Raw genomic sequence first — 19443 nt, forward strand, 5'->3', positions numbered from 1 at the left:
GGGCGCGCCATGCCGCGCGAAACGCCCGCGCCCGACTGGACCGACATTCGCGACATCATCGCTGCGGGACGCCCCGCGCAGGGCGCCGCGCGGCTGGCTGAAGCCGCTGCGCCCTGGCGGCTGGCGGGCGAAACCCTGCGCGAAAGCGACCCGCCTGACGCCGTGGCGCGGGCCGGAACCTTTATCGAAACGGGCCGTCACGCCAGCTGGTTCGATGCGCGGCTGCCTGCGCTGGCGGAAGAGGGCTGGACCGCCGCCCTGTTCACCCTCGGCTGGCGGTGCGCACTGCGCCATGACCTGCAGGGCGCGGCCGATTACGCCGCCGCCGTTACCGGCCACGCCTCCGCCGCGCCTGCTGCCATTGCGCCGCTGCTGGCGGGCGGGGGGCGTTTTCTCGACTGGCTGGCTTACGATCTGTCCCGGCGTCTTGTGTTGCAGCCTGTCACGGCGCGGCGCGCGGGCGGTCCGCTCTATTTCCGCGGCGACATGAATGAAGTCGGCGTCGTGGGCGGCGCGGAATTCACCGAACGCGGATTCGGCCTGTGAGCGACCATGTCGCCCTGCTGACCGATGGCGCCATCCTGCGCCGTCTCAAGACCGCCACGCGGCGCTTGCAGGACCTGGTCCGCCTGATGGCCAGCGACAATCACCGCATGCTCAGCCCCGCCATGCTGTCGCGCCGCCGCGACGAACTGGCCGCAGCGATACTGGAGACCCCGCCGGAGGACCTCCATGTCCTGATGAAGGAGCCGGCGGGCGCGTTTCTGGAAGAATTCATTCGCGAGCACGCCCGCCATCTGCGTCTGCGCCTGACGCCGGATGAAGACTGGATTGCCCGCATTGCCCTGTCCCCGGACGACGCGCCGCTGGAGTTTCAGCGAAAACTGACGGCCGGCCTGCTGGTCGCGCCGGTTTATGATCTCACGCCCGGCATCGCGGCTCTTCCCCCCGAAACGATCAGCGCGCTGCCCGGCGTCCTTCTGAACCAACTGGCGCCGGAGCCCAGCCAGATCCGCTCTGACCAGCATCGTGACCGCTATACGGCTTATTTGCGCGACCTGGCGACGGCCCTGACCCGTCTGATCGACGCAAAAGGGCGCAGCGGCGCCCTGACCGCGCACATGGTTCTGGCCGGAATGAATTTGAATCCCCTGTTCTCCATTCCCGATAGCGGCCGCGCCGTTCGGGAAGCGATCGGGGCTGTCATCGATCAATGCGCCGCGTGGCGCGCCGCGCCTTTCACCGGGGCGGGCGGGGGAAACCGCCGGCGCATCGCCCTTTACTGGCGTGACGTCGTCGACCGCACGGAGAATTATGCGGGCTGCGCCGTGCTGGAGGACCTGGCCGGGAAATTCGAGGTGCATTCCTTCATTCACGCCGCCGGACATACGCTGCAGGCGGGCCAGGGCGGGGCGGTCGCGCGGCTTGTGCGGGAAAAATCGGCGTCCGTGACTCCGCTGGCCAACATGGCCGGGTCAGAACGCGTCGCGGCCATTCGCGAGGCCGATTGCGGGCTGGCCATGCCGGTCTCCAACATCGTCTATGGCGTCAATCCGTACATTTACGACTTCGCCGCCCGTGTGGCGCCGCGACAGGCCGCTTTTTACACCTCGCCCCTGACAACCGGCATGGCCGCCATGGATTACTGGATCACCGGCCGCGACAGCGAAGGCGAAGGGGCTGAAGACCATTTCAGCGAACAGGTCGTCTTTCTGGAGGGCTCGATCATCAAGTTTCGCGGCGTGACCCCGCCGGTGGCGCGGGACACGGCCCCGGCCGCGTGGCGGCGGCGTCTGGGCGACGCGCCGGTCTTTGCCGCGGGCGGCAGCGTCTATAAATTCTCGCCCGAACAGGTGCGGCTGTGGGGCCGCCTGCTGCGCGCCCGGCCTGACGTCCGGCTGCTGCTCTATCCGTTCAATCCGAACTGGGGCTCCTTCTACAGTCTGGATGTGATGACGTCCGCGATGCGCCGCATCGATCCGGATTTCCCGGTTGATCGCCTCATCGTTCTGGGCCCCCGCGCCAGTTTCACCGAAGTGGCGGACGTGGTCGCAGCCTGCGATGTCTATCTGGACACCTGGCCTCATTCCGGCGGCTTCTCCACCTCGGACGGCCTGCTGGCCGGTTTGCCCGTGGTCACGCTGGAAGGGCCCTGGCAGCGCGCCCGGCAGGGCGCGGACGTGTTGCGTCAGATGGGGCTGGACGGCTTTATCGCGGCCGATGAAGATCAGATGATCGACCTGTCGCTGTCGCTGGCGGAAGACCCCGTTCGCTACGCGGAAGCGCAGGCGGAGGTGCAGGCCGCCTTGGGACGCTCGCGCCTGTTCGAAGGCTATAATGGCGCGCTGTGCGAGGCCGTGGAGACCATTATCGAGAAAGACCCGGCATGATCGAAAACCCGCTTCATGAACAACTGGCCGCCGCGGGCGATCTTTCCCCGGCGGATTTCGCGGCGGCGCTGGCCGCCTGGCCCGTGTCGCCGGCGGAGGATCAGGACCTGATCCCGCTGGGGGATTTTGCGCCGGACGAGTATCAGTTGCTGCCCCCCGGCGGGTTCGCGCTGGATGCGGCGGGAATTTTTCCCGGCGCGGGCTTTTACATGATCGAGGAAGAAGCGGGGCGTAAAGCGTATCGCTTCGCGGGCGGCGCGGCCTTCTCGCAGATTCTTCTGCCGGTGACGCTGGAAGGCGCGGCGCGGGCGCGGATTACACTGAAACATGTATTCGACCCGGCCGTGGCCGAAGGAACGCTGGCTTTCCTGAACGGCGTGCGTGTCGCCCTGTCCGTCATTCGCGAAAACAATCAGCCCGTCGCACTGATCGTCGATATCCCCGGTTCGGAGATCGTGGAGGGGCAAGCGGCGATCCTGACTCTGGTTCCCCCCGGCCATATCGAAATCGAGGGCGGAACGCGCCAGGTCGCTTTCGCCGTCACCCGGCTTGAAATGGAAGAAGCCGACGCGGACCGGCTGGCCGCGGCCCGCGCCGCGCGCGCCCTCTACGCGCCGGGTTCGGACGATACGCCCCGCGATCTGCGCGTGGAGTGGGAAAAACTGGCGCAGGATCTGGCCGGCGCGGGCTGAGGACGCCTGCTCACGGCCTGATCCGGTGTTTGTGATCAGGCTTTCATTGAACCTGCCGCCGCGCGGCGCATCTTCTCTGGCAAGCGATGACGCAATGCCCTGAAAGGAGATTCGCCATGCTTCCTATTATTTTCGCCGCCGCGGCCCTTGCCGGTTCGGCGCAGACCGCGGGCGCGGACCGGTCCGCAGATGCTCAGGCAACCGCCTATTTCGCGTCGGGCTGTTTCTGGTGCGCTGAAGCCGACTTCGAGAAGGTGGAGGGGGTCAGCGAGGCTATCTCCGGTTTCACGGGCGGCGACGTGGCAAATCCGTCCTACAAGGAAGTGACGGGCGGCGACACCGGGCATTACGAGGCGATCAAGGTGCTCTATGACCCGCAGACCGTCAGCTATGACGAGCTGCTCCACCACTACTGGCGCAATGTCGACCCGCTGGACGCCGGCGGCCAGTTCTGCGACCGGGGCGAGTCCTATCGCAGCGCCATCTTCGTGACCGATGACGCGGAGCGCAGCGCCGCGCAGGCCTCCAAGAACGAAACCGAACAGGCGCTGGGCAAGGAAGTCGTCACGCCGATCCTGACCGCCGGGGAATTCTATCCGGCCGAGGATTATCATCAGGATTATTACAAGAGCGACGACCGTATCCTCAGCCGCTTCGGCTATGTCACGAAGCAATATGCCTATGACGGTTATCGCGAAGGCTGCGGCCGGGACGCGCGCCTGATGGAAATCTGGGGCGACGAGGCGCTGGGCTTCAACGCCAAAGACAAGTCCAGCTAGTCGCGCGGAACGGGCGCGTAGCCTTCCGCCTCATAGAGGCGCAGCGTGCGCGTCCGCCCGCCCCCGATGGGAATGACGATTTCGCCGACCGGCTCCAGCCGTTCGAAATCGCGTTCCAGCCATTCAATATGATCTTCGAATTTTGAAACGATCAGGATCGGTCCCTCTGTCTCTTGCGGCAGGGGGGCGATCATTTCGGCGTGGTTGTGCGGCGCTTCGTGGCGCAGCCACATTTTCATGACCGGCCGGTCGTTCCGGTTGCGGGCGTAATAATCCATCGTCTGGAACACGAAGCGGTCATCCGGCGCGATCAGCCCGTATCCGCCGTCCTGGGCGGCCTCGATCACCTGTTCGGTCATCGCTTCCCAGCCCCGCATCCGTTTGAACGCATTGGATTGCCCCAGCGCGTCGGCAACTGCCGGGAACATCGTCAACACGATCAGGAAGAGCGCCAGGGCGGCGTTCAGCGCCAGTCCCCCGAAGAACCATTTCCGCGCATGGGCCAACCCCCACGCCGTCAGCAGCAAGACCCCGGCCGGATAGGCGCTGGCCGCCCAGTTGGCGTTGGCGCGCGACAGGAAAGCCTGGCCGGAAATCACGATCAGCGCCGGCAGGGTGAACAGAGCCAGCCAGACCAGCGCGGACTTATGCGCGTCCTTCGTGCGAAACGCCCGGACCAGCGCCACGACCAGAAGCGGGAAAAGAACCGGTCCGGCCACGGCCAGCTGGTCCACCCAGAACTCGACCAGATGGCCGGGATTGAACAGCTCCGCGTCCAGATTGGCGTTGTCGGCGGTATGGCTGACCGTGGCGAAGCCATTGGCGGCGTTCCACAGAATGTTTGGCGCGATCACCGCGGCGGCGACGGCCGCGATAAGAACGCTCTTCACGCTCAGAAAGGCCCGGCGCGCCTCCCGGTCGAAAAGGAACACCGCCGCCGCGCCGATACAGGGAAAGACCATGGCGTATTTCGCCAGGAAGCCCAGCCCGATGGCCGCGCCCAGCGCCGCCGCCCACAGCCAGCTCTGCGTCCGCACATATTTCACGAAGGCGAACACCATGCCCGCGATCATCAGCAGGAGCGGCGCATCGGTGGAAATGACGAAGGAGGACAGCGCAATGCCCGGCAGGGTCAGCCAGGCCAGCCCCGCCCACAGCCCGGTCCGCTCGCCGAACAGCTCCCGCCCGGTGAGATAGAGAAACAGCGCCGTTCCCGCGTGCAGGAAAGGGGCGGCCAACCGCAGCGCCCATTCCGAATTGCCGAAAATGGAGGTGGTCAGCCCGATGACCCAGGCCACCATGGGGGGCTTGGAATAATAGCCAAAGACGAATTCGCGGCTCCAGCCCCAGTATTGCGCCTCGTCCGGATACAGCTCCAGCGGCGACACGATCTGCGCGATCACGCGCGCAGCGATCAGCGCCAGCGCCGCGCCCCAGAACAGGCGCGGATTGGTGGCGTTTGCGGGACGGGCGGCAGGGTCGGTCATAACGGCAGGTTGTGTATCAGCCCCCGCGCGCGGCCCCAAGTTCATAGAATCGTTATGCGTCACCGATTTGTCGCTCAGCTCTCACAAAAGCTTCGCTGACTCGCAGAGAAAGGTTCTTCCAACGGGCGTATCCGCACGGACTGCACCAACAGGGGGGACGGCGCGCTTCCATTTTGCGCGGCCGTCGCAGTTTCAAGGGAAAACCGACATGCAATTCCGCAACTATCTCGCCACCGGCGCGGCGGCTCTGGCGCTGGTTCCGGCCATCGTCTCCGTCGCTCACGCGCAGGAAACCACCAGTGCGGTCCGCGGCCAGGTCGTGGACCAGAACGGCGCGGCCGTCTCCGGCGCCACGGTCACCGTGCTTCACGTTCCGACTGGCTCGGCCTCGACCTACAACACGACCGACGCCGGCACGTTCAGCGCGCGTAACCTGCGCGTCGGCGGCCCCTACCAGATCATGGCGTCCGCGCCGGGCTACCAGACCTCGGTGGTCGAGGGCATCAGCCTCAATCTGGGTGAAACGTTCGATCTGAACCTGGCGCTCTCCGCGGGCGCTGCGGCTGACGAAATCGTCGTCACCGGCACCGCCGTTCAGGCCGTCGAGACGGCGCTTGGCCCGTCAGCGACCTTCAACCAGCAGATCCTGGACTCGGCCCCGGCCATCAACCGCAGCCTGGGCGACATCGTGCGCCTGGATCCGCGCATCTATCTGGACGAAGCCTTCGTCGACGGCATCCAGTGCGCCGGCGCCAACCCGCGCTTCAACAGCCTGACCGTTGACGGCGTGCGCATGAACGATGCGTTCGGCCTGAACTCCAACGGCTTCCCGACAGAGCGCCAGCCCTTCTCCTATGACGCGATCGAGCAGGTCGCGGTCGAGCTGGCCCCGTTCGATGTCCAGTATGGCGGCTTCTCCGCCTGTAACATCAACGCGGTGACCAAGACGGGCGGCAACGAATTCCACGGCGGCCTGTTCTACGACTACACCGATGACAGCCTGCAGGGCGACAGCCTGGAAGGCGACGACATCGAGATCGCGCCCTTCGACGAGAAGCGTTACGGCTTCAATGTCGGCGGCCCGATCATCAAGGACAATCTCTTCTTCTTCGTCGCCTACGAGAAGCTGGAAGGCGCCAATACGTTCGACCGCGGGCCGGAAGGCTCCAACTCCGCCGTCGAACTGCCGGGCTTCACCCAGGCCGATTTTGACGAGATCGTCCGCATCTCCAACGATGTCTATAATTTCGACCCGGGCTCGCTGCCGCGCAGCTTCGCCAACGAAGACGAAAAGCTCCTGGTCAAGCTGAACTGGGACATCAATAACCGTCACCGCGCCGAATTCGTCTATAACTACAATGACGGCTTCAACATCAACGAGTCCGATGGCGACTCAAACGAGTTCGAATTCTCGAACCATCTTTATGAGCGCGGCGCCGAGCTGAATTCCTATGTCGGCTCGCTCTATTCCGACTGGACGGACAATTTCTCCACCGAACTGCGCGTCGGCTATCTGGAACTGGACAATCGCCAGATCTCCAACGCCGACGAAAGCGGGTTCGCCGAGGTTCAGATCGGGGTCGGCAACAACACCATCTATCTGGGTCAGGACGACAGCCGTCAGGCCAACAAGCTCAGCTACGAGACGTTCACCACGGCGCTGAAGGGCCAGTATCACTGGCAGGACCACACCTTCACGGCCGGTTACGAGCTTGAGCAGACCGATGTCTTCAACGTCTTCGTCCAGCACGTCGATGGCCAGATCGAATTCGACAGCATTGCCGATTTCGAAGCCGGCATCTTCAGCGCCTATGAGTACGCCAACTCTCCGACGGGCAACCCGGAAGACGCGGCGGCGGAGTGGGGCTTTGCGGTCCACACCTTCTACGCTCAGGACGAATGGTCCATGCCGAACGGCCTGACCCTCACCGGCGGCCTGCGCTATGACCATTACACCAGCGACGACCTTCCGGCCGAAAACCCGGACTTCCTGGCCAGCTATGGTTTCTCGAACTCGCAGAACCTGGACGGCGAGGGCCTGCTGCAGCCGCGTGTCGGTTTCCAGTGGGAAGCCAGCGAAGTGCTGAGCCTGCGCGGCGGCTTCGGCCGGTACTCCGGCGGCAACCCGAATGTCTGGCTGTCGAACAACTACTCGGCCAACAACGTGCTTCAGTACACGGTGGACGAGGGCCTGCTGCCGGAAGGCGCGTCGGTCTTCGACCTCCAGTACACGAACAATGACGGTCCGGGCGGCCCAGGTTACGACGTGCCGGTTACTCTGGCGGACGCAGTCACCAACCAGCAGGGCTCCAACTTCGAGATCAACTATCTCGACCCGGACTTCGTTCTCCCGTCCGAGTGGAAGCTCGCCTTCGGCGGCACCTTTGTCTACGACGTTCCGATGGAAGGCTTCCTGGGCGGCGATTACGTCCTGAACGCGGACCTGCTCTATTCCTGGGCTGAAGATCCGGCGGTGATCCGCCGCGGCGATCTGGAGCTTTCGGGAACCGCGGTCGCCGGTCAGCCACAATTCACCAGCGTGCGCCTGCCGTCGCTGGTTCTGACCAATGGCGAGGAGAACCCGAAAGCGTTCAACGCCTCGTTCTCGGTTCAGAAATCCTACGATTTCGGCCTCGACTGGACGCTGGCCTACGCCTATTCGGACGCGGAAGACGAGCAGCCGATGACCTCGTCGGTGGCCTTCTCCAACTACGACAACCGGGCCTATCTGAACCCGCAGATCTCCGAAGTCGCGACCTCCAACTACAATATCGAGCACCGCATCACGGCGCTGGTGAATTACGAGGTCGATTTCTTCAAGGACTGGACGTCCCGCCTGACGGCCTATTTCTCGGCGAACGAGGGCCGGCCCTACAGCTACACGTTCGAATCCAACGACGTGCTGGGCTTCAACCCGTTCCAGAGCTCGCCGAGCTCGCTGCTCTACATCCCGACCGGGCCGAACGACCCGAACGTGGTCTATGGCGCGAACTTCGACACGCAAGCCTTCTTCGACTTCATCGCCGAGGAAGGTCTGGACGAATTCGCCGGCACGTTCGCGGGCCGCAACGAGTTCACGGGCGACTGGTGGACGAAGATCGACCTGAAGTTCGAGCAGGAAATTCCGGGCTTCCTGGAAGGTCACCGGGCTTCCGGCTTCGTGGTGATCGATAACTTCACCAACCTGCTGAACGATGACTGGGGCGTGCTGAAGGAAGCCAGCTTCCCGCGCGTCAACGCCATCGTTGACGGGGCGCTGATCAATGGCGGTACGCAATTCGAGTACCGTGAGTTCAATGACGACCTGATCATTGAACCGCGCGTGGGTTCGCCCTCGCTCTGGTCCGTCCGCTTCGGCGTGAAATACGAGTTCTAGATCCCTCCACGATCCAGATGCTCGAAAAAAGGGAAGGGCGGTCCGGCGACGGGCCGCCCTTTCTCTTGCGCCTCATAAGCAGCAATTGCGGGAACGGCCGAGGCTCCTGATCCGTTGGTATGACCAGAAAAGTCGCAAAAAAGGAGAATAATAATGAGTGGGCGTATAGAAGGCCGGAGAGTCGCAATACTGGTCGCTGATGGCTTCGAGGAATCGGAGCTGTTCTCCCCCAGGGACGCACTGGAGCAGGGCGGCGCAACGGTCGAGATCGTCAGCCTTGAGCGCGGCGAGGTTCAGGGTTTCCAGCACATGGAGAAGTCCAAGACCGCGCCGGTTGACCGTACGATCGATGAAGTCGCCGCGTCCGATTATGACGCGCTGATGATTCCGGGCGGCCTGTTCAATCCTGACCATTTGCGCGGTGATGACCGCGTGATCGGGTTTGTCCAGGATTTCTTCAGTCAGAAAAAGCCCGTGGCCGCGATCTGTCACGGGCCGCAGGTCCTGATCACCGCGGACGTGGTCAAGGGCCGGACCATGACCGCCTTCGCCACCGTCCAGCCTGATCTGGAAAAGGCGGGCGCCATCGTGAAGGATCAGGAAGTCGTGGTGGATGAAGGGCTGGTCACCAGCCGCAATCCCGACGATCTGCCGGCGTTTAACGCGAAGATGGTCGAGGAATTCTGCGAAGGGAAACACCGCGGTCAGGCGCAATCTGCTGCCTGATAACCGTTTCCACGGCCGCAAATGAAAAGCCCCGGAAATATTTCCGGGGCTTTCTTTTATGCCGGCGGGGGCGGGAACTGGCTGTCCACGTGCCGCCTTATGACTTTCGCGTTGCGCTGGTGCGCCCGGAAGCCGAAGTCGAACAGATCGCCGACCAGCGGAATGGCGCCCAGCGCCGTGTCGATCGCCAGATTGCCGACCATGCCCGCCATCTTGTGTTTGGGCAGTTCCGCGTCCCGCGCCAGTTTGAGGAAATACAGACCCACGGCGCCGGTCGTGACGTCGCCGACGCCGGGAATGAGGCCCAGCACGGCGTCGAGGCCAAAACGGAACGGCCCCTTGCCCAGCTGATAGTCCATGACGCGGGCCAGCCGGTCAGCGCGCTCTACCGCCTTGCGGCAACGCGCTTCCCGGTCCGGCCCGGCCAAACTGGAGTCGTCTGTGTTCATCGGCGGGCGATGATCCAGATGGCGTGGATCAGGCCGGGAATATAGCCGAGCAGGGTCAGAAGAATATTGATCCAGAACTGCGCGCCGAGACCCACCTGCAGAAAGACGCCAAGCGGGGGAATTATAACGGACAATATGATGCGGATGATATCCATGAGGGGCGGTCCTTGTTTGAAAATGCCTGTTCTGACAACGGATCAGCCGATTTCAGGTTCCCCTTATGCCCGTCAGCGCACATGATGCAGAACTGTCATTCAACTTACACATAAATGTCACAGAACGCTGTCACAGGAACGCAATCAAAGATTCATAAAAACAACACCGGAACGTCACATGCGTCTGTTCGCCGCCTGTCTCGCCCTCGCCGCCACCCCCGCCATGGCTGCCGCCCAGCCTGCAGATCAAGGCTATAATCCGCTCTATGACGGCGCTCCGGAATGGGCCGTGGGGGAGGACATCACGTTCAAACTGCGTGGCCGCGCCTATTACGACTACGCCAATATCGACAATGATTTTGCTTCTCCGGTTCCCGGCGTCACGGATACCGAAACCCGCACGCTCCGCCTTGGGGCGGAAGTCGACGCCGGCGCGGTCAAGATGAAGGCAGAGTTCGACTTCATCGACGACAAGATCCAGCCCAAGGACGTGCTGGTTCAGTTCAAGCCCGGGGACGGCGTGACCATCCAGGCGGGTCACTACAAGGAACACGCTTCACTGGACGAGCAGACTTCCAGCCGGTTCACGACCTTCATGGAGCGCGGCTCCCTCACCGACGCCTTTTCCATCGACCGCCGCATCGGCGTTTCCGTCCTGACCGGCGGCGATAACTGGACGTGGTCCACCGGCCTTCATGGCGGCGTGATGGATGAGTTCGATCTGGACGATACCTGGTCGGTTTCGTCCCGCGCCACGTTCGCGCCGGTGGCCGACAAGGAAGGGCAGACCTTTGTCCATCTTGGCGCTTTCGGCCGATACCGCAGCGATTCCAGCATCAATGGCGATAGCCTGCGCTACCGTCAGCGTCCTCTGGCGCACCTGGCCGACCGCTATGTCGCCACGCCGCGTTTCGCCGATACCGATTTCCTGACCGGCGTGGAAGCCGCGGCCGTTCGCGGCCCGCTGCATGTCCAGGCCGAGGCTGCGCGACAGTCCGCTGACGGCGCCGCGGCGGATGCGGATTTCAACAGCGCCTATATTCAGGCCGGCTGGTTTCTCACCGGCGAAAGCCGCGCCTACAAGCCGGGCAAGGGCGCGTTCGATCGCACCAAGCCCCTGCGTGCGCTCGGCCGCGGCGGGTTCGGAGCGGTGGAGCTGGCGGCCCGCTTCGATACGGTTGACCTGACGGACGGCCCCGTCACCGGCGGCCAGCAGGACAGTCTCACCCTCGGCGTCAACTGGTATCCGACCGCGCGTGTTCGCTTCATGGCCAATTACGTCGCCGCCGACATAGATGACGGCCCGTTTGGCGACGGCGACTCCGAGGTCGTGCAGCTTCGCGCCCAGATCGACTGGTAGGGCCGCAGACCGATGTTTGTCGCTCAATTGTCGTCAAACTGTTACATGGCCGCTGTAGCCGTGCCCCAGATTTCACCCTCCCCAAGTGTTTGTTGCATCAAGAGGTAATCCAGATGGCGAACCACCGTATCTTCCTCGTTTCCACGATTTGCGCCGCCGCGCTGGCGGCTTGCGGTTCTGAATCCGGACCCGCCTCTGACACCGGCGCCGAAACCGCCGGCCCGGCCGCGTTCGAAACCGCCGGCCAGTCCGAAGCCATCGGCCAGTCGACCGGGGTGACTTCCGGTCAGACGATCCAGATTGTCGGCTCCTCCACGGTCTATCCGTTCACGACCGCGGTCGCCGAACAGTTTGGCGCGCGGACCGCTTTCTCGACCCCAATCGTCGAGTCCACGGGCACGGGCGGCGGCATGAAGCTGTTCTGCGCCGGCGTCGGCTCCAGCGAGCCGGATTTCACCAACGCGTCCCGCCGCATCAAGGCCAGCGAGTTCGAGATGTGCCAAGAAAACGGCGTCAGTTCCGTGGTGGAAATCCCGGTCGGTTATGACGGCATCGTCATTTCCAACGTGAAATCCTCCCCGGCGATGGACATAACGTCCAAGCAGCTTTTCACGGCGCTGGCCAAGCAAATTCCGGCCTCCGACGATGACTGCACCATGCAGGACAACCCCTATACAAACTGGTCTGAAATCGACCCGGCCCTCCCCGATGAAACGATCGAGGTTTATGGCCCGCCTCCGACGTCCGGCACGCGCGACGCCTTCGTCGAACTGGGCATGGCCAAGGGCGCGGCCGGTTATGCCTGTCTGGCCGAGATGGAAGAGTCCGACGGCGACCGGTTCGAGGCCATCGCGCACACCCTGCGCGAGGACCAGCGCTGGATCGACGCCGGCGAAAATGACAACGCCATCGTCCAGACGCTGACCAAGACCCCGACCGCCTTTGGCGTGTTCGGTTATTCCTTCCTGGAGCAGAACCAGAACCGTCTGCAGGGCGCGATGGTGGATGGCGTGGAGCCGAGCTTCGACAATATCGCCAGCGGCGATTATCCGATCTCGCGTACGCTTTTCGTCTATGCGAAAGGCCAGCATGCAGAGCTGGTTCCGGGCTTCCAGGAGTTCGTGAACGAGTACACGTCCGAAGAGGCGATGGGCGAGTTCGGTTACCTGACCGAAAAAGGCCTGATCCCGCTGCCGGCCGATCGCGTGGAGGAAGTCCGCGCCGCGTCCCGCGCGCTGGAGCCGATGGCCGGCCCGCCGTCCGAATAGGCGAGCTTGCCGGACCGACATGAAAAAGCTCCCCGGTTTCCGGGGAGCTTTTTTGTTTCTACCGCTTCCGCAGGACCGCGCTGATGCGGCGGCGGACCGGGGCGGGGATATTGGGCACCGCCCGTCCGCCCAGCTTGCGCAGCCGCCGCCAGAAGGCGCGCCGCCGTGGCTTGGGCGGCACTTCCAGATTGCTGACGAAATCCTCCGCGCAGCGCCGCCAGCTGAATTGCTCCGCATAGGCGCGCACCACCTCGCGGTCGAGGTCCAGGCAATCCATGACCGCCTGCTGCAAATCCTCGCTGACCGATCCGGCGTTGGAGCCGGGGATGATGTCTTTCGGGCCGTGCGCCGGGAACGCGGCGACCGGCGTGCCAGCCGCCATGGATTCCAGGATCACCAGCCCGAATGTGTCAGTCCAGCTGGGAAAGACAAAGGCGTCCGCATCGGCGAAATAGCGGGCCAGCTCCTCGCCGAACTTGGAGCCGGTAAAGACAACGTCGGGATAATGCTCCTGCAGCTCTTCCAGCTGCGGGCCGTGCCCGACGATTACCTTGGTTCCGGGCAGGTCCAGCTTCAGGAAGGCTTCCAGGTTTTTCTCGACCGCGACGCGGCCGACATTGACGATGACCGGGCGCTGCAGCCCGGCATAGACGCTCTCTTCATCCGTCGCGGCGCGCTTTGACGGATGGAACATTTCGGTGTCCACGCCGCGCGCCCAGGCGACGATATGGGTAAAGCCGCGCTTCTCCAGCTCCTCGCGCATGGACGGCGTGGCGACCATCAGGCGGTCGCCGGCATTGTGGAACCAGCGCATGAAGGCGTAGCCCGCCTTGTGCGGCACGAAGGGGAAGCGCGCATTGACGTATTCCGGGAACTTCGTGTGGTAGCTGGTGGTGAACGGCCAGCCCCATTTCAGGCAGATCGAGCGCGCGGTCATGCCCAGCGTGCCTTCGGTCGCGATGTGAATCGCGTCCGGCTCGAAATCGGTGATGCGCTTGGCGATCTGGTCGCGCGCGCCCAGCGCCAGTTCGATCTCGTTATAAGTGGGCAGGGGGATCGTCTTGAAGCCGTCGGCGGGGGATATGACATCCACCTCATGCCCCATTTCACGGCATTCCTGCACGACGCGCGAAAGCGTCCGCACAACGCCGTTCATCTGCGGCTCCCAGGCGTCTGTCACCAGCGTGATACGCATTTTCTTCTGGCCTTTTCCTTCATGCGGGCGCAGTTGGTGTCTGATTGACACGTTCGGACCGTTTGGCCAAGCGCGCCGCGTCGCAACATGGTCAAAACGCCTGCGGGTCAATAAGGTCAGCCTTAAATTCCAAGCCGCCCCTGTCTGGAGCTGTTTCATATGAAATTTGCGATGCTTGCTCGCAATCCGAACCTGTATTCGCACAAGCGCATCGTTGAAGCCGCGGAAGCGCGCGGGCATGAGCTCGAAATTCTCGACACGCTTCAGTGCTACATGAACATCACCTCGCACAGGCCGGAAATCTTCTATCGCGGCGAGAAACTGAGCGGCTATGACGCGGTGATTCCGCGCATCGGCTCCTCGGTGACCTTCTATGGTCTGGCCGTGTTGCGGCAGTTCGAGATGATGGGCGTGTGGCCGCTGAACGAGTCGGTCGCCATCGGCCGTTCGCGCGACAAGCTGCGCTCCATGCAGATCCTGGCGCGGCGGGGCATCGGCCTGCCGGTGACCTGTTTCGCCCATTCGGCCAAGCAGGCGGACGAGCTGATCGAAATGGCGGGCGGCGCGCCGGTGGTCATCAAGCTTCTGGAAGGCACGCAGGGCATCGGCGTGGTGCTGGGCGAGACGCATAATTCCGCGCGCTCGGTCATCGAGGCGTTCCGCGGCGCCAATGTTCAGATTCTTGTGCAGGAATTCATCAAGGAGGCCGGCGGCGAGGATTTCCGCATTTTCGTGGTGGGCGACAAGGTGGTGGGCGCCATGAAGCGCAAGGGCGCGGATGGCGATTTCCGCTCCAACCTGCATCGCGGCGGCACGGCCTCCACCGTGCGCATCACGCCGGAGGAACGCTCCACCGCCAAGCGCGCGGCCAAGGCGATGGGCCTGAATGTCTGCGGCGTGGACATTCTTCGCTCCAATCACGGGCCGGTGGTGATGGAGGTCAATTCCTCCCCCGGTCTGGAAGGTATCGAGAACGCAACCGGCCGCGACGTAGGCGGCGCAATCATCGAATTCATAGAGAAGCATGCCAAAGAAGGCCGAACAAAAACCCGCGGAAAAGGCTGAACCCTTCGAGTTTGCCGGGCACACGATTGCGCCCGGCCAGCGCCGCCGCATCGAAATCCCGATTTCGCATCTGTCCTTCGGCGCGCCGGTCGCGCTGGAGGCGGAAGTGCTGGTGGGCCGCAAGCCCGGACCGACGCTGTTTGTCTGCTCGGCCATTCACGGCGACGAGATCAACGGGGTGGAGATCATTGCCCGCCTGTCGCGCATCCGGGCGCTGTCCCGCCTGCGCGGACGGCTGATCCTTGTGCCGGTGGTCAATGTGTTCGGCTTCATGTCGCACAGCCGCTACCTGCCGGACCGGCGGGACCTGAACCGGTCCTTTCCCGGATCGGCCGGCGGATCGCTGGCCGCCCAGATCGCCAACGCGATGATGCAGCATGTGATCGAGGCGTCCGATTACGGGATTGATCTGCATACGGGCGCGGTGCACCGCCGCAACCTGCCGCAGATCCGCGCCAATCTTGAAGATGAGCGGCTGAAAGAACTGGCGCTGGCCTTCGGCGCGCCGATGGCGCTGGACGCCGGATTGCTGGACGGCAGCCTGCGCCATTCCGCGGCGGATGCCGGCGTGCCGGTGATGACATATGAGGGCGGCGAGGCGCTGCGCTTTGACGAGCGCGCGATCCGCGCCGGCACGGTCGGCGTCATGCGGGTGATGGAAACGCTGGGCATGATCGCCAAGGTTCACAAACCGCTGAAGCGCCAGCCGGAAATTGCGCGCTCCTCCAAATGGCTGCGCGCGCCGTCGGCCGGAATCCTGCGCAATTCCGTGCGGCTGGGCGATCATGTCCGCAGCGGGCAGGAGCTGGGCTATGTCGCCGATGCGTTTGGCGATGACCCGTCCTGGGTTGTTGCGGACCGCGACGGCATTGTCGTCGGCCTGTCCGCGCTTCCCGTGGTCAATCAGGGCGATGCGCTGTTCCATGTGGCCCAGGTCCGCGACGCCGGTCAGACCTCCGCGCATATCGATACGTTCGCCGAAGAGATGATGCAGGCGCCGATCCTTTGGGAGGAAGGCTCCCAGACCTGACACGGTCGTTGCCCCGGCTTTGCCGCCTCTTGTCCGCATCTGACGCCGCACGGTTCGCTTGCACCGCGCGTCAAGCGGCGATATCGCGAACCCTCGCGCGAATGAGGAGAGGGCTCTATGGGGCGGCTGGAAACGTTCACGATCGACTGGGATGATCTCGACGCTGACAAGTTTGCGGACGAGAACGCGAAAATCCGTGAGTTGATCGGCAAGATCGGCCTGGATTCGGAACCGGTGCGCGGCGAAGTGCGCGACACCGCCGTACAGCTTGTCCGCCGGGCCCGCGAACGGGCCACCCGCAAGGGTCTGATGGAATCCTTCCTTGAGGAGTTCGGGCTTTCCAACAAGGAAGGCCTGGCCCTGATGTGTCTGGCCGAGGCGCTGCTGCGCGTGCCTGACGCGGAGACCGCCGACCAGCTGATCGCCGAGAAAATCCGCTCGGGGAACTGGGGTTCCCATGCGGGCCGCGCCGATTCCTGGCTGGTGAACGCCTCCACCTGGGGCCTGATGCTGACCGGCGGCGTGGTGAAGATCGACCCGGAAATCCGCCGCGACCCGGCCGGCTTCATGCGCGGCCTGGTGACCCGTCTGGGCGAGCCGGTGATCCGCACCGCCATGATGCAGGCCATGCGCATCATGGGCGAGCAGTTCGTGCTCGGCCGCTCCATCGAGGCGGCCATCAAGCGCGCCCAGCGTATCTCCGGCGAGCGCAACACGCTCTACAGCTACGACATGCTGGGCGAGGCGGCGCGCACCGAAGCCGACGCCAAGCGCTATTTCGACCGCTACATGCACGCCATCGAGGCGGTCGGCGAAACCCGCGAGGAAGGCGCGCCGGAGGATGTCCACGGCATCTCCGTCAAGCTGTCCGCCCTTTATCCGCGCTATGAGGCGGAGAAGGAGGACGAGGTTTTCGAGGTGCTGTATCCGCGCCTGAAAACCATCGTCGAGGCCGCCGCCAGATATGACCTGAATCTGTGCCTGGACGCCGAGGAAGTGGACCGCCTGGTCCTGCAGATGAAGCTTCTGGAGAAGCTGGCGCACGAGGAGTCGCTGAAGGACTGGCAGGGTCTGGGCCTTGCCGTGCAGGCTTATCAGAAACGCGCCTATGGCGTGATCCAGAAGCTGACCGAGCTGTCCAAATCCAGCGGCAAGCGCTTCCTGGTCCGTCTGGTGAAGGGCGCCTACTGGGATACCGAGATCAAGCTGTCGCAGGTGGCGGGCATGCCGGACTTCCCGGTCTGGACGACCAAGCCGGCGACCGACATGAGCTATCTGGCCTGCGCCCGCGCCATGCTGGACGCCCCCGACGCCATCTATTGCCAGTTCGCCACGCACAACGCCCACACCCTGGCCGCGATCCGCGAGATGGCGGGCGAGCGCGCCAGCGAGATCGAGTTCCAGCGCCTGCACGGCATGGGCACGCCGCTTTATCGCGCGGCCGACGATATCTATGGCCCGGTCAAGCGCCGCGTCTATGCCCCGGTCGGCAGCCATGAAGACCTGCTGCCCTATCTGGTGCGGCGGCTGCTGGAAAACGGAGCGAATACGTCTTTCGTGCACGCTTTCCTGGACGACGACGTGCCGCCGGAAACCGTGGCGTCCGACCCGTTCGAGAATATCGAGAACATTGCCCGCCATCCGGCGATCCCCACCCCGCTGAACATTTTCGGCGCCAGCCGGCTGAATTCGGCGGGCATGGACCTGGCCCGCAAGTCCGAGCGTGACGACATCGTCAAGGCGATGGAGGATTTCGAACCCATCGCCGCCGGACCGATCATTTCCGGCAAGGCGTCGACCAAGGGCGGCGCGGCGATCTACAGCCCGGTCGACCGGTCGCGGGAGATCGGCACGGTGCTGGAAGGGACCGAAGAGGACGTCAATACGGCCATCGAGGCGGCCGAAAAGGCGCAGGGCCTCTGGGACGTGATGGGCGGCGCCGGCCGGGCGGCGGTGATCCGCGCCATGGCCGACAAGCTGGAAGAAAACACCGACCGCCTGATGGCGATCATGTCGCGCGAGGGCGGCAAGTCGCTGGTCGACGGCATCGCGGAAGTGCGCGAGGCGGTGGATTTCTGCCGCTATTACGCCAACCAGGCCGAAGAGCATTTCAACACGCCAACGCGCCTTCCCGGGCCGACGGGCGAGACCAACGAGATCCTGCTGCAGGGCAAGGGCGTGTTCACCTGTATCTCGCCCTGGAACTTCCCGCTGGCCATCTTCACCGGCCAGGTCGCCGCGGCGCTGGCCGCGGGCAACGCCGTGCTGGCCAAACCGGCCGAGCAGACCACGCTGATCGCCTATGAGGCGACCAAGCTGTTCCACGAGGCGGGCGTGCCTGCCGACGTGCTGCACCTGATTCCGGGCGAGGGCGGCACGGTCGGCCCCGCGCTGACCGGCGATCCGCGCATCGCCGGCGTGGCGTTCACGGGCTCCACGGAGACTGCGCGCCTGATCAACCGGACGCTGGCCGAGCGCGACGGCCCCATCGGCGTGCTGATCGCCGAGACAGGCGGTCTGAACGGCATGTTCGTCGACACCACCGCGCTGCGCGAACAGGTGATCGACGATGTCATGACCTCGGCCTTCTACTCGGCGGGCCAGCGCTGTTCGGCGCTGCGCGTCCTGTTCCTGCCGGAAGATACCGCCGACTTCATGATCGAGGGCATCAAGGGCGCGATGGACGCCCTGAAGCTGGGCGATCCCTCGCGCACCGACGTCGATATCGGCCCGATCATCGACGAGGAAGCGCGGGACGTGCTGGAAAAGCACATGGAGCGCATGGGCAAGGAAGCGAAGATCCTCAAACAGGTGGAGATCGGCGATCTGCATGAGCAGGGGACCTTCTTCGGCCCGGCCATGGTCGAGCTGGAGTCGATGGACCAGCTGGACCGCGAAGTGTTCGGCCCGATCCTGCACATCGTCCGCTACAAGCCGGCGAAGCTGGAAGAGACGGCGCGGCAACTGGCGGCGAAAAATTACGGCCTGACGCTGGGCGTCCATTCCCGCCTGCAATCCTTTGCCGATACGGTGCGGCGGCTGGTGCCGGCGGGCAATGTCTATGTGAACCGCAACATGGTCGGCGCGGTGGTCGGCGTACAGCCCTTCGGCGGCGAGCGCCTGTCGGGCACCGGCCCCAAGGCCGGCGGCCCGCACTACCTGCCCCGCTTCGCGGCCGAACGCGTCATCACGGTCAACATCACCGCCCAGGGCGGCGACCCGGAACTGCTGAGCCTGACTTAGAGGGGGCAGGTGAGCTTCCTTCTTCTTTCTCCCTCGCCCCCGCGAGGGGGAGAGGGTTTTGAGCGCCCAATCCGGCAACGGATTAGTCTGCGCGAAAGGGAGAGGGGGACCTCTCCGGATCAAATGGATTTCTGGGCGCGGACCTGAAGAGTCTCGGCATCCCGACCGGCGGGGAAATATCTGAAAGCCTATTGCGAGCGCACGGGCCGCGACCGGATCGAAGGATCT

The 19443-nt window shown here is 64.2% G+C and carries 15 protein-coding genes; 11 read left to right on the forward strand and 4 right to left on the reverse strand.

Features of this window, described 5'->3' with window-relative positions:
• Positions 1-9 precede the first annotated feature (9 nt).
• The 4 genes from L338_RS12955 (at position 10) to msrA (ending at position 3861) form a co-directional block, all read left to right on the forward strand.
• Entirely contained in the window at positions 10-546 is a 537-nt protein-coding gene (locus tag L338_RS12955; RefSeq protein ID WP_022698822.1) for a hypothetical protein, read from the forward strand.
• Positions 543-2390 carry an O-linked N-acetylglucosamine transferase family protein gene (locus L338_RS12960; RefSeq protein WP_022698823.1) on the forward strand — a complete coding sequence of 616 codons (1848 nt, stop codon included), beginning with the start codon at positions 543-545 and terminating at the stop codon, positions 2388-2390. Before L338_RS12955 ends, L338_RS12960 begins: the two co-directional genes overlap by 4 nt.
• Positions 2387-3082 carry a hypothetical protein gene (locus L338_RS12965; RefSeq protein WP_022698824.1) on the forward strand — a complete coding sequence of 232 codons (696 nt, stop codon included), beginning with the start codon at positions 2387-2389 and terminating at the stop codon, positions 3080-3082. The genes L338_RS12960 and L338_RS12965 overlap by 4 nt, the downstream gene beginning before the upstream one ends.
• Before the next feature lie 116 nt (positions 3083-3198).
• The gene (gene msrA, locus L338_RS12970) at positions 3199-3861 is read left to right on the forward strand and encodes a peptide-methionine (S)-S-oxide reductase MsrA (protein WP_027068538.1); all 663 of its coding nucleotides are present in this window, start codon (positions 3199-3201) and stop codon (positions 3859-3861) included.
• Here the strand turns inward: msrA and L338_RS12975 are convergent.
• Positions 3858-5348: an ArnT family glycosyltransferase gene (locus L338_RS12975; RefSeq protein ID WP_161624631.1), complete on the reverse strand. Its 1491-nt coding sequence runs from the start codon at positions 5346-5348 to the stop codon at positions 3858-3860. The genes msrA and L338_RS12975 overlap by 4 nt on opposite strands.
• Before the next feature lie 208 nt (positions 5349-5556).
• Here L338_RS12975 and L338_RS12980 point away from each other — a divergent pair, with 208 nt between their 5' ends.
• Both L338_RS12980 and L338_RS12985 read left to right on the forward strand, forming a co-directional pair.
• Positions 5557-8724 (forward strand): TonB-dependent receptor, encoded by a 3168-nt coding sequence (locus L338_RS12980; RefSeq protein ID WP_022698825.1) that lies wholly within the window; start codon positions 5557-5559, stop codon positions 8722-8724.
• 153 nt (positions 8725-8877) lie between these two features.
• Positions 8878-9450 carry a type 1 glutamine amidotransferase domain-containing protein gene (locus tag L338_RS12985; protein WP_022698826.1) on the forward strand — a complete coding sequence of 191 codons (573 nt, stop codon included), beginning with the start codon at positions 8878-8880 and terminating at the stop codon, positions 9448-9450.
• A 56-nt stretch (positions 9451-9506) separates the two neighbouring features.
• Here L338_RS12985 and L338_RS12990 read toward each other — a convergent pair whose 3' ends face one another.
• Positions 9507-9899: a DUF4112 domain-containing protein gene (locus tag L338_RS12990; RefSeq protein WP_022698827.1), complete on the reverse strand. Its 393-nt coding sequence runs from the start codon at positions 9897-9899 to the stop codon at positions 9507-9509.
• Positions 9896-10054, reverse strand: coding sequence for a YqaE/Pmp3 family membrane protein (locus L338_RS17125; RefSeq protein WP_022698828.1), 159 nt, complete (start codon positions 10052-10054; stop codon positions 9896-9898). Before L338_RS17125 ends, L338_RS12990 begins: the two co-directional genes overlap by 4 nt.
• 178 nt (positions 10055-10232) lie before the next feature.
• Between L338_RS17125 and L338_RS13000 the strand changes: the two genes are divergently transcribed.
• Together L338_RS13000 and L338_RS13005 are read left to right on the forward strand one after the other, a co-directional pair.
• Positions 10233-11414, forward strand: a complete 1182-nt coding sequence (locus tag L338_RS13000; RefSeq protein ID WP_022698829.1) for an OprO/OprP family phosphate-selective porin — start codon at positions 10233-10235, stop codon at positions 11412-11414.
• Between the two features lie 113 nt (positions 11415-11527).
• The gene (locus L338_RS13005; RefSeq protein WP_022698830.1) at positions 11528-12682 is read left to right on the forward strand and encodes a substrate-binding domain-containing protein; all 1155 of its coding nucleotides are present in this window, start codon (positions 11528-11530) and stop codon (positions 12680-12682) included.
• Positions 12683-12740: 58 nt separating this feature from the next.
• Here the strand turns inward: L338_RS13005 and L338_RS13010 are convergent, their stop codons facing one another.
• The gene (locus L338_RS13010) at positions 12741-13877 is read right to left on the reverse strand and encodes a glycosyltransferase family 4 protein (protein ID WP_022698831.1); all 1137 of its coding nucleotides are present in this window, start codon (positions 13875-13877) and stop codon (positions 12741-12743) included.
• A gap of 159 nt (positions 13878-14036) precedes the next feature.
• Here L338_RS13010 and rimK point away from each other — a divergent pair, with 159 nt between their 5' ends.
• The 3 genes from rimK to putA all read left to right on the forward strand — a co-directional run bounded on the left by rimK (position 14037) and on the right by putA (position 19215).
• A complete protein-coding gene (gene rimK, locus L338_RS13015) occupies positions 14037-14942 on the forward strand; it encodes a 30S ribosomal protein S6--L-glutamate ligase (RefSeq protein WP_022698832.1) in 906 nt (301 codons plus the stop codon).
• A complete protein-coding gene (locus tag L338_RS13020; RefSeq protein ID WP_022698833.1) occupies positions 14902-15972 on the forward strand; it encodes a succinylglutamate desuccinylase/aspartoacylase family protein in 1071 nt (356 codons plus the stop codon). Before rimK ends, L338_RS13020 begins: the two co-directional genes overlap by 41 nt.
• 117 nt (positions 15973-16089) lie before the next feature.
• Positions 16090-19215 carry a bifunctional proline dehydrogenase/L-glutamate gamma-semialdehyde dehydrogenase PutA gene (putA, locus tag L338_RS13025; RefSeq protein ID WP_022698834.1) on the forward strand — a complete coding sequence of 1042 codons (3126 nt, stop codon included), beginning with the start codon at positions 16090-16092 and terminating at the stop codon, positions 19213-19215.
• Positions 19216-19443 lie beyond the last annotated feature (228 nt).

Origin of the sequence: Euryhalocaulis caribicus, from assembly GCF_000412185.1 — a bacterium.
GTDB lineage: Bacteria > Pseudomonadota > Alphaproteobacteria > Caulobacterales > Maricaulaceae > Euryhalocaulis > Euryhalocaulis caribicus.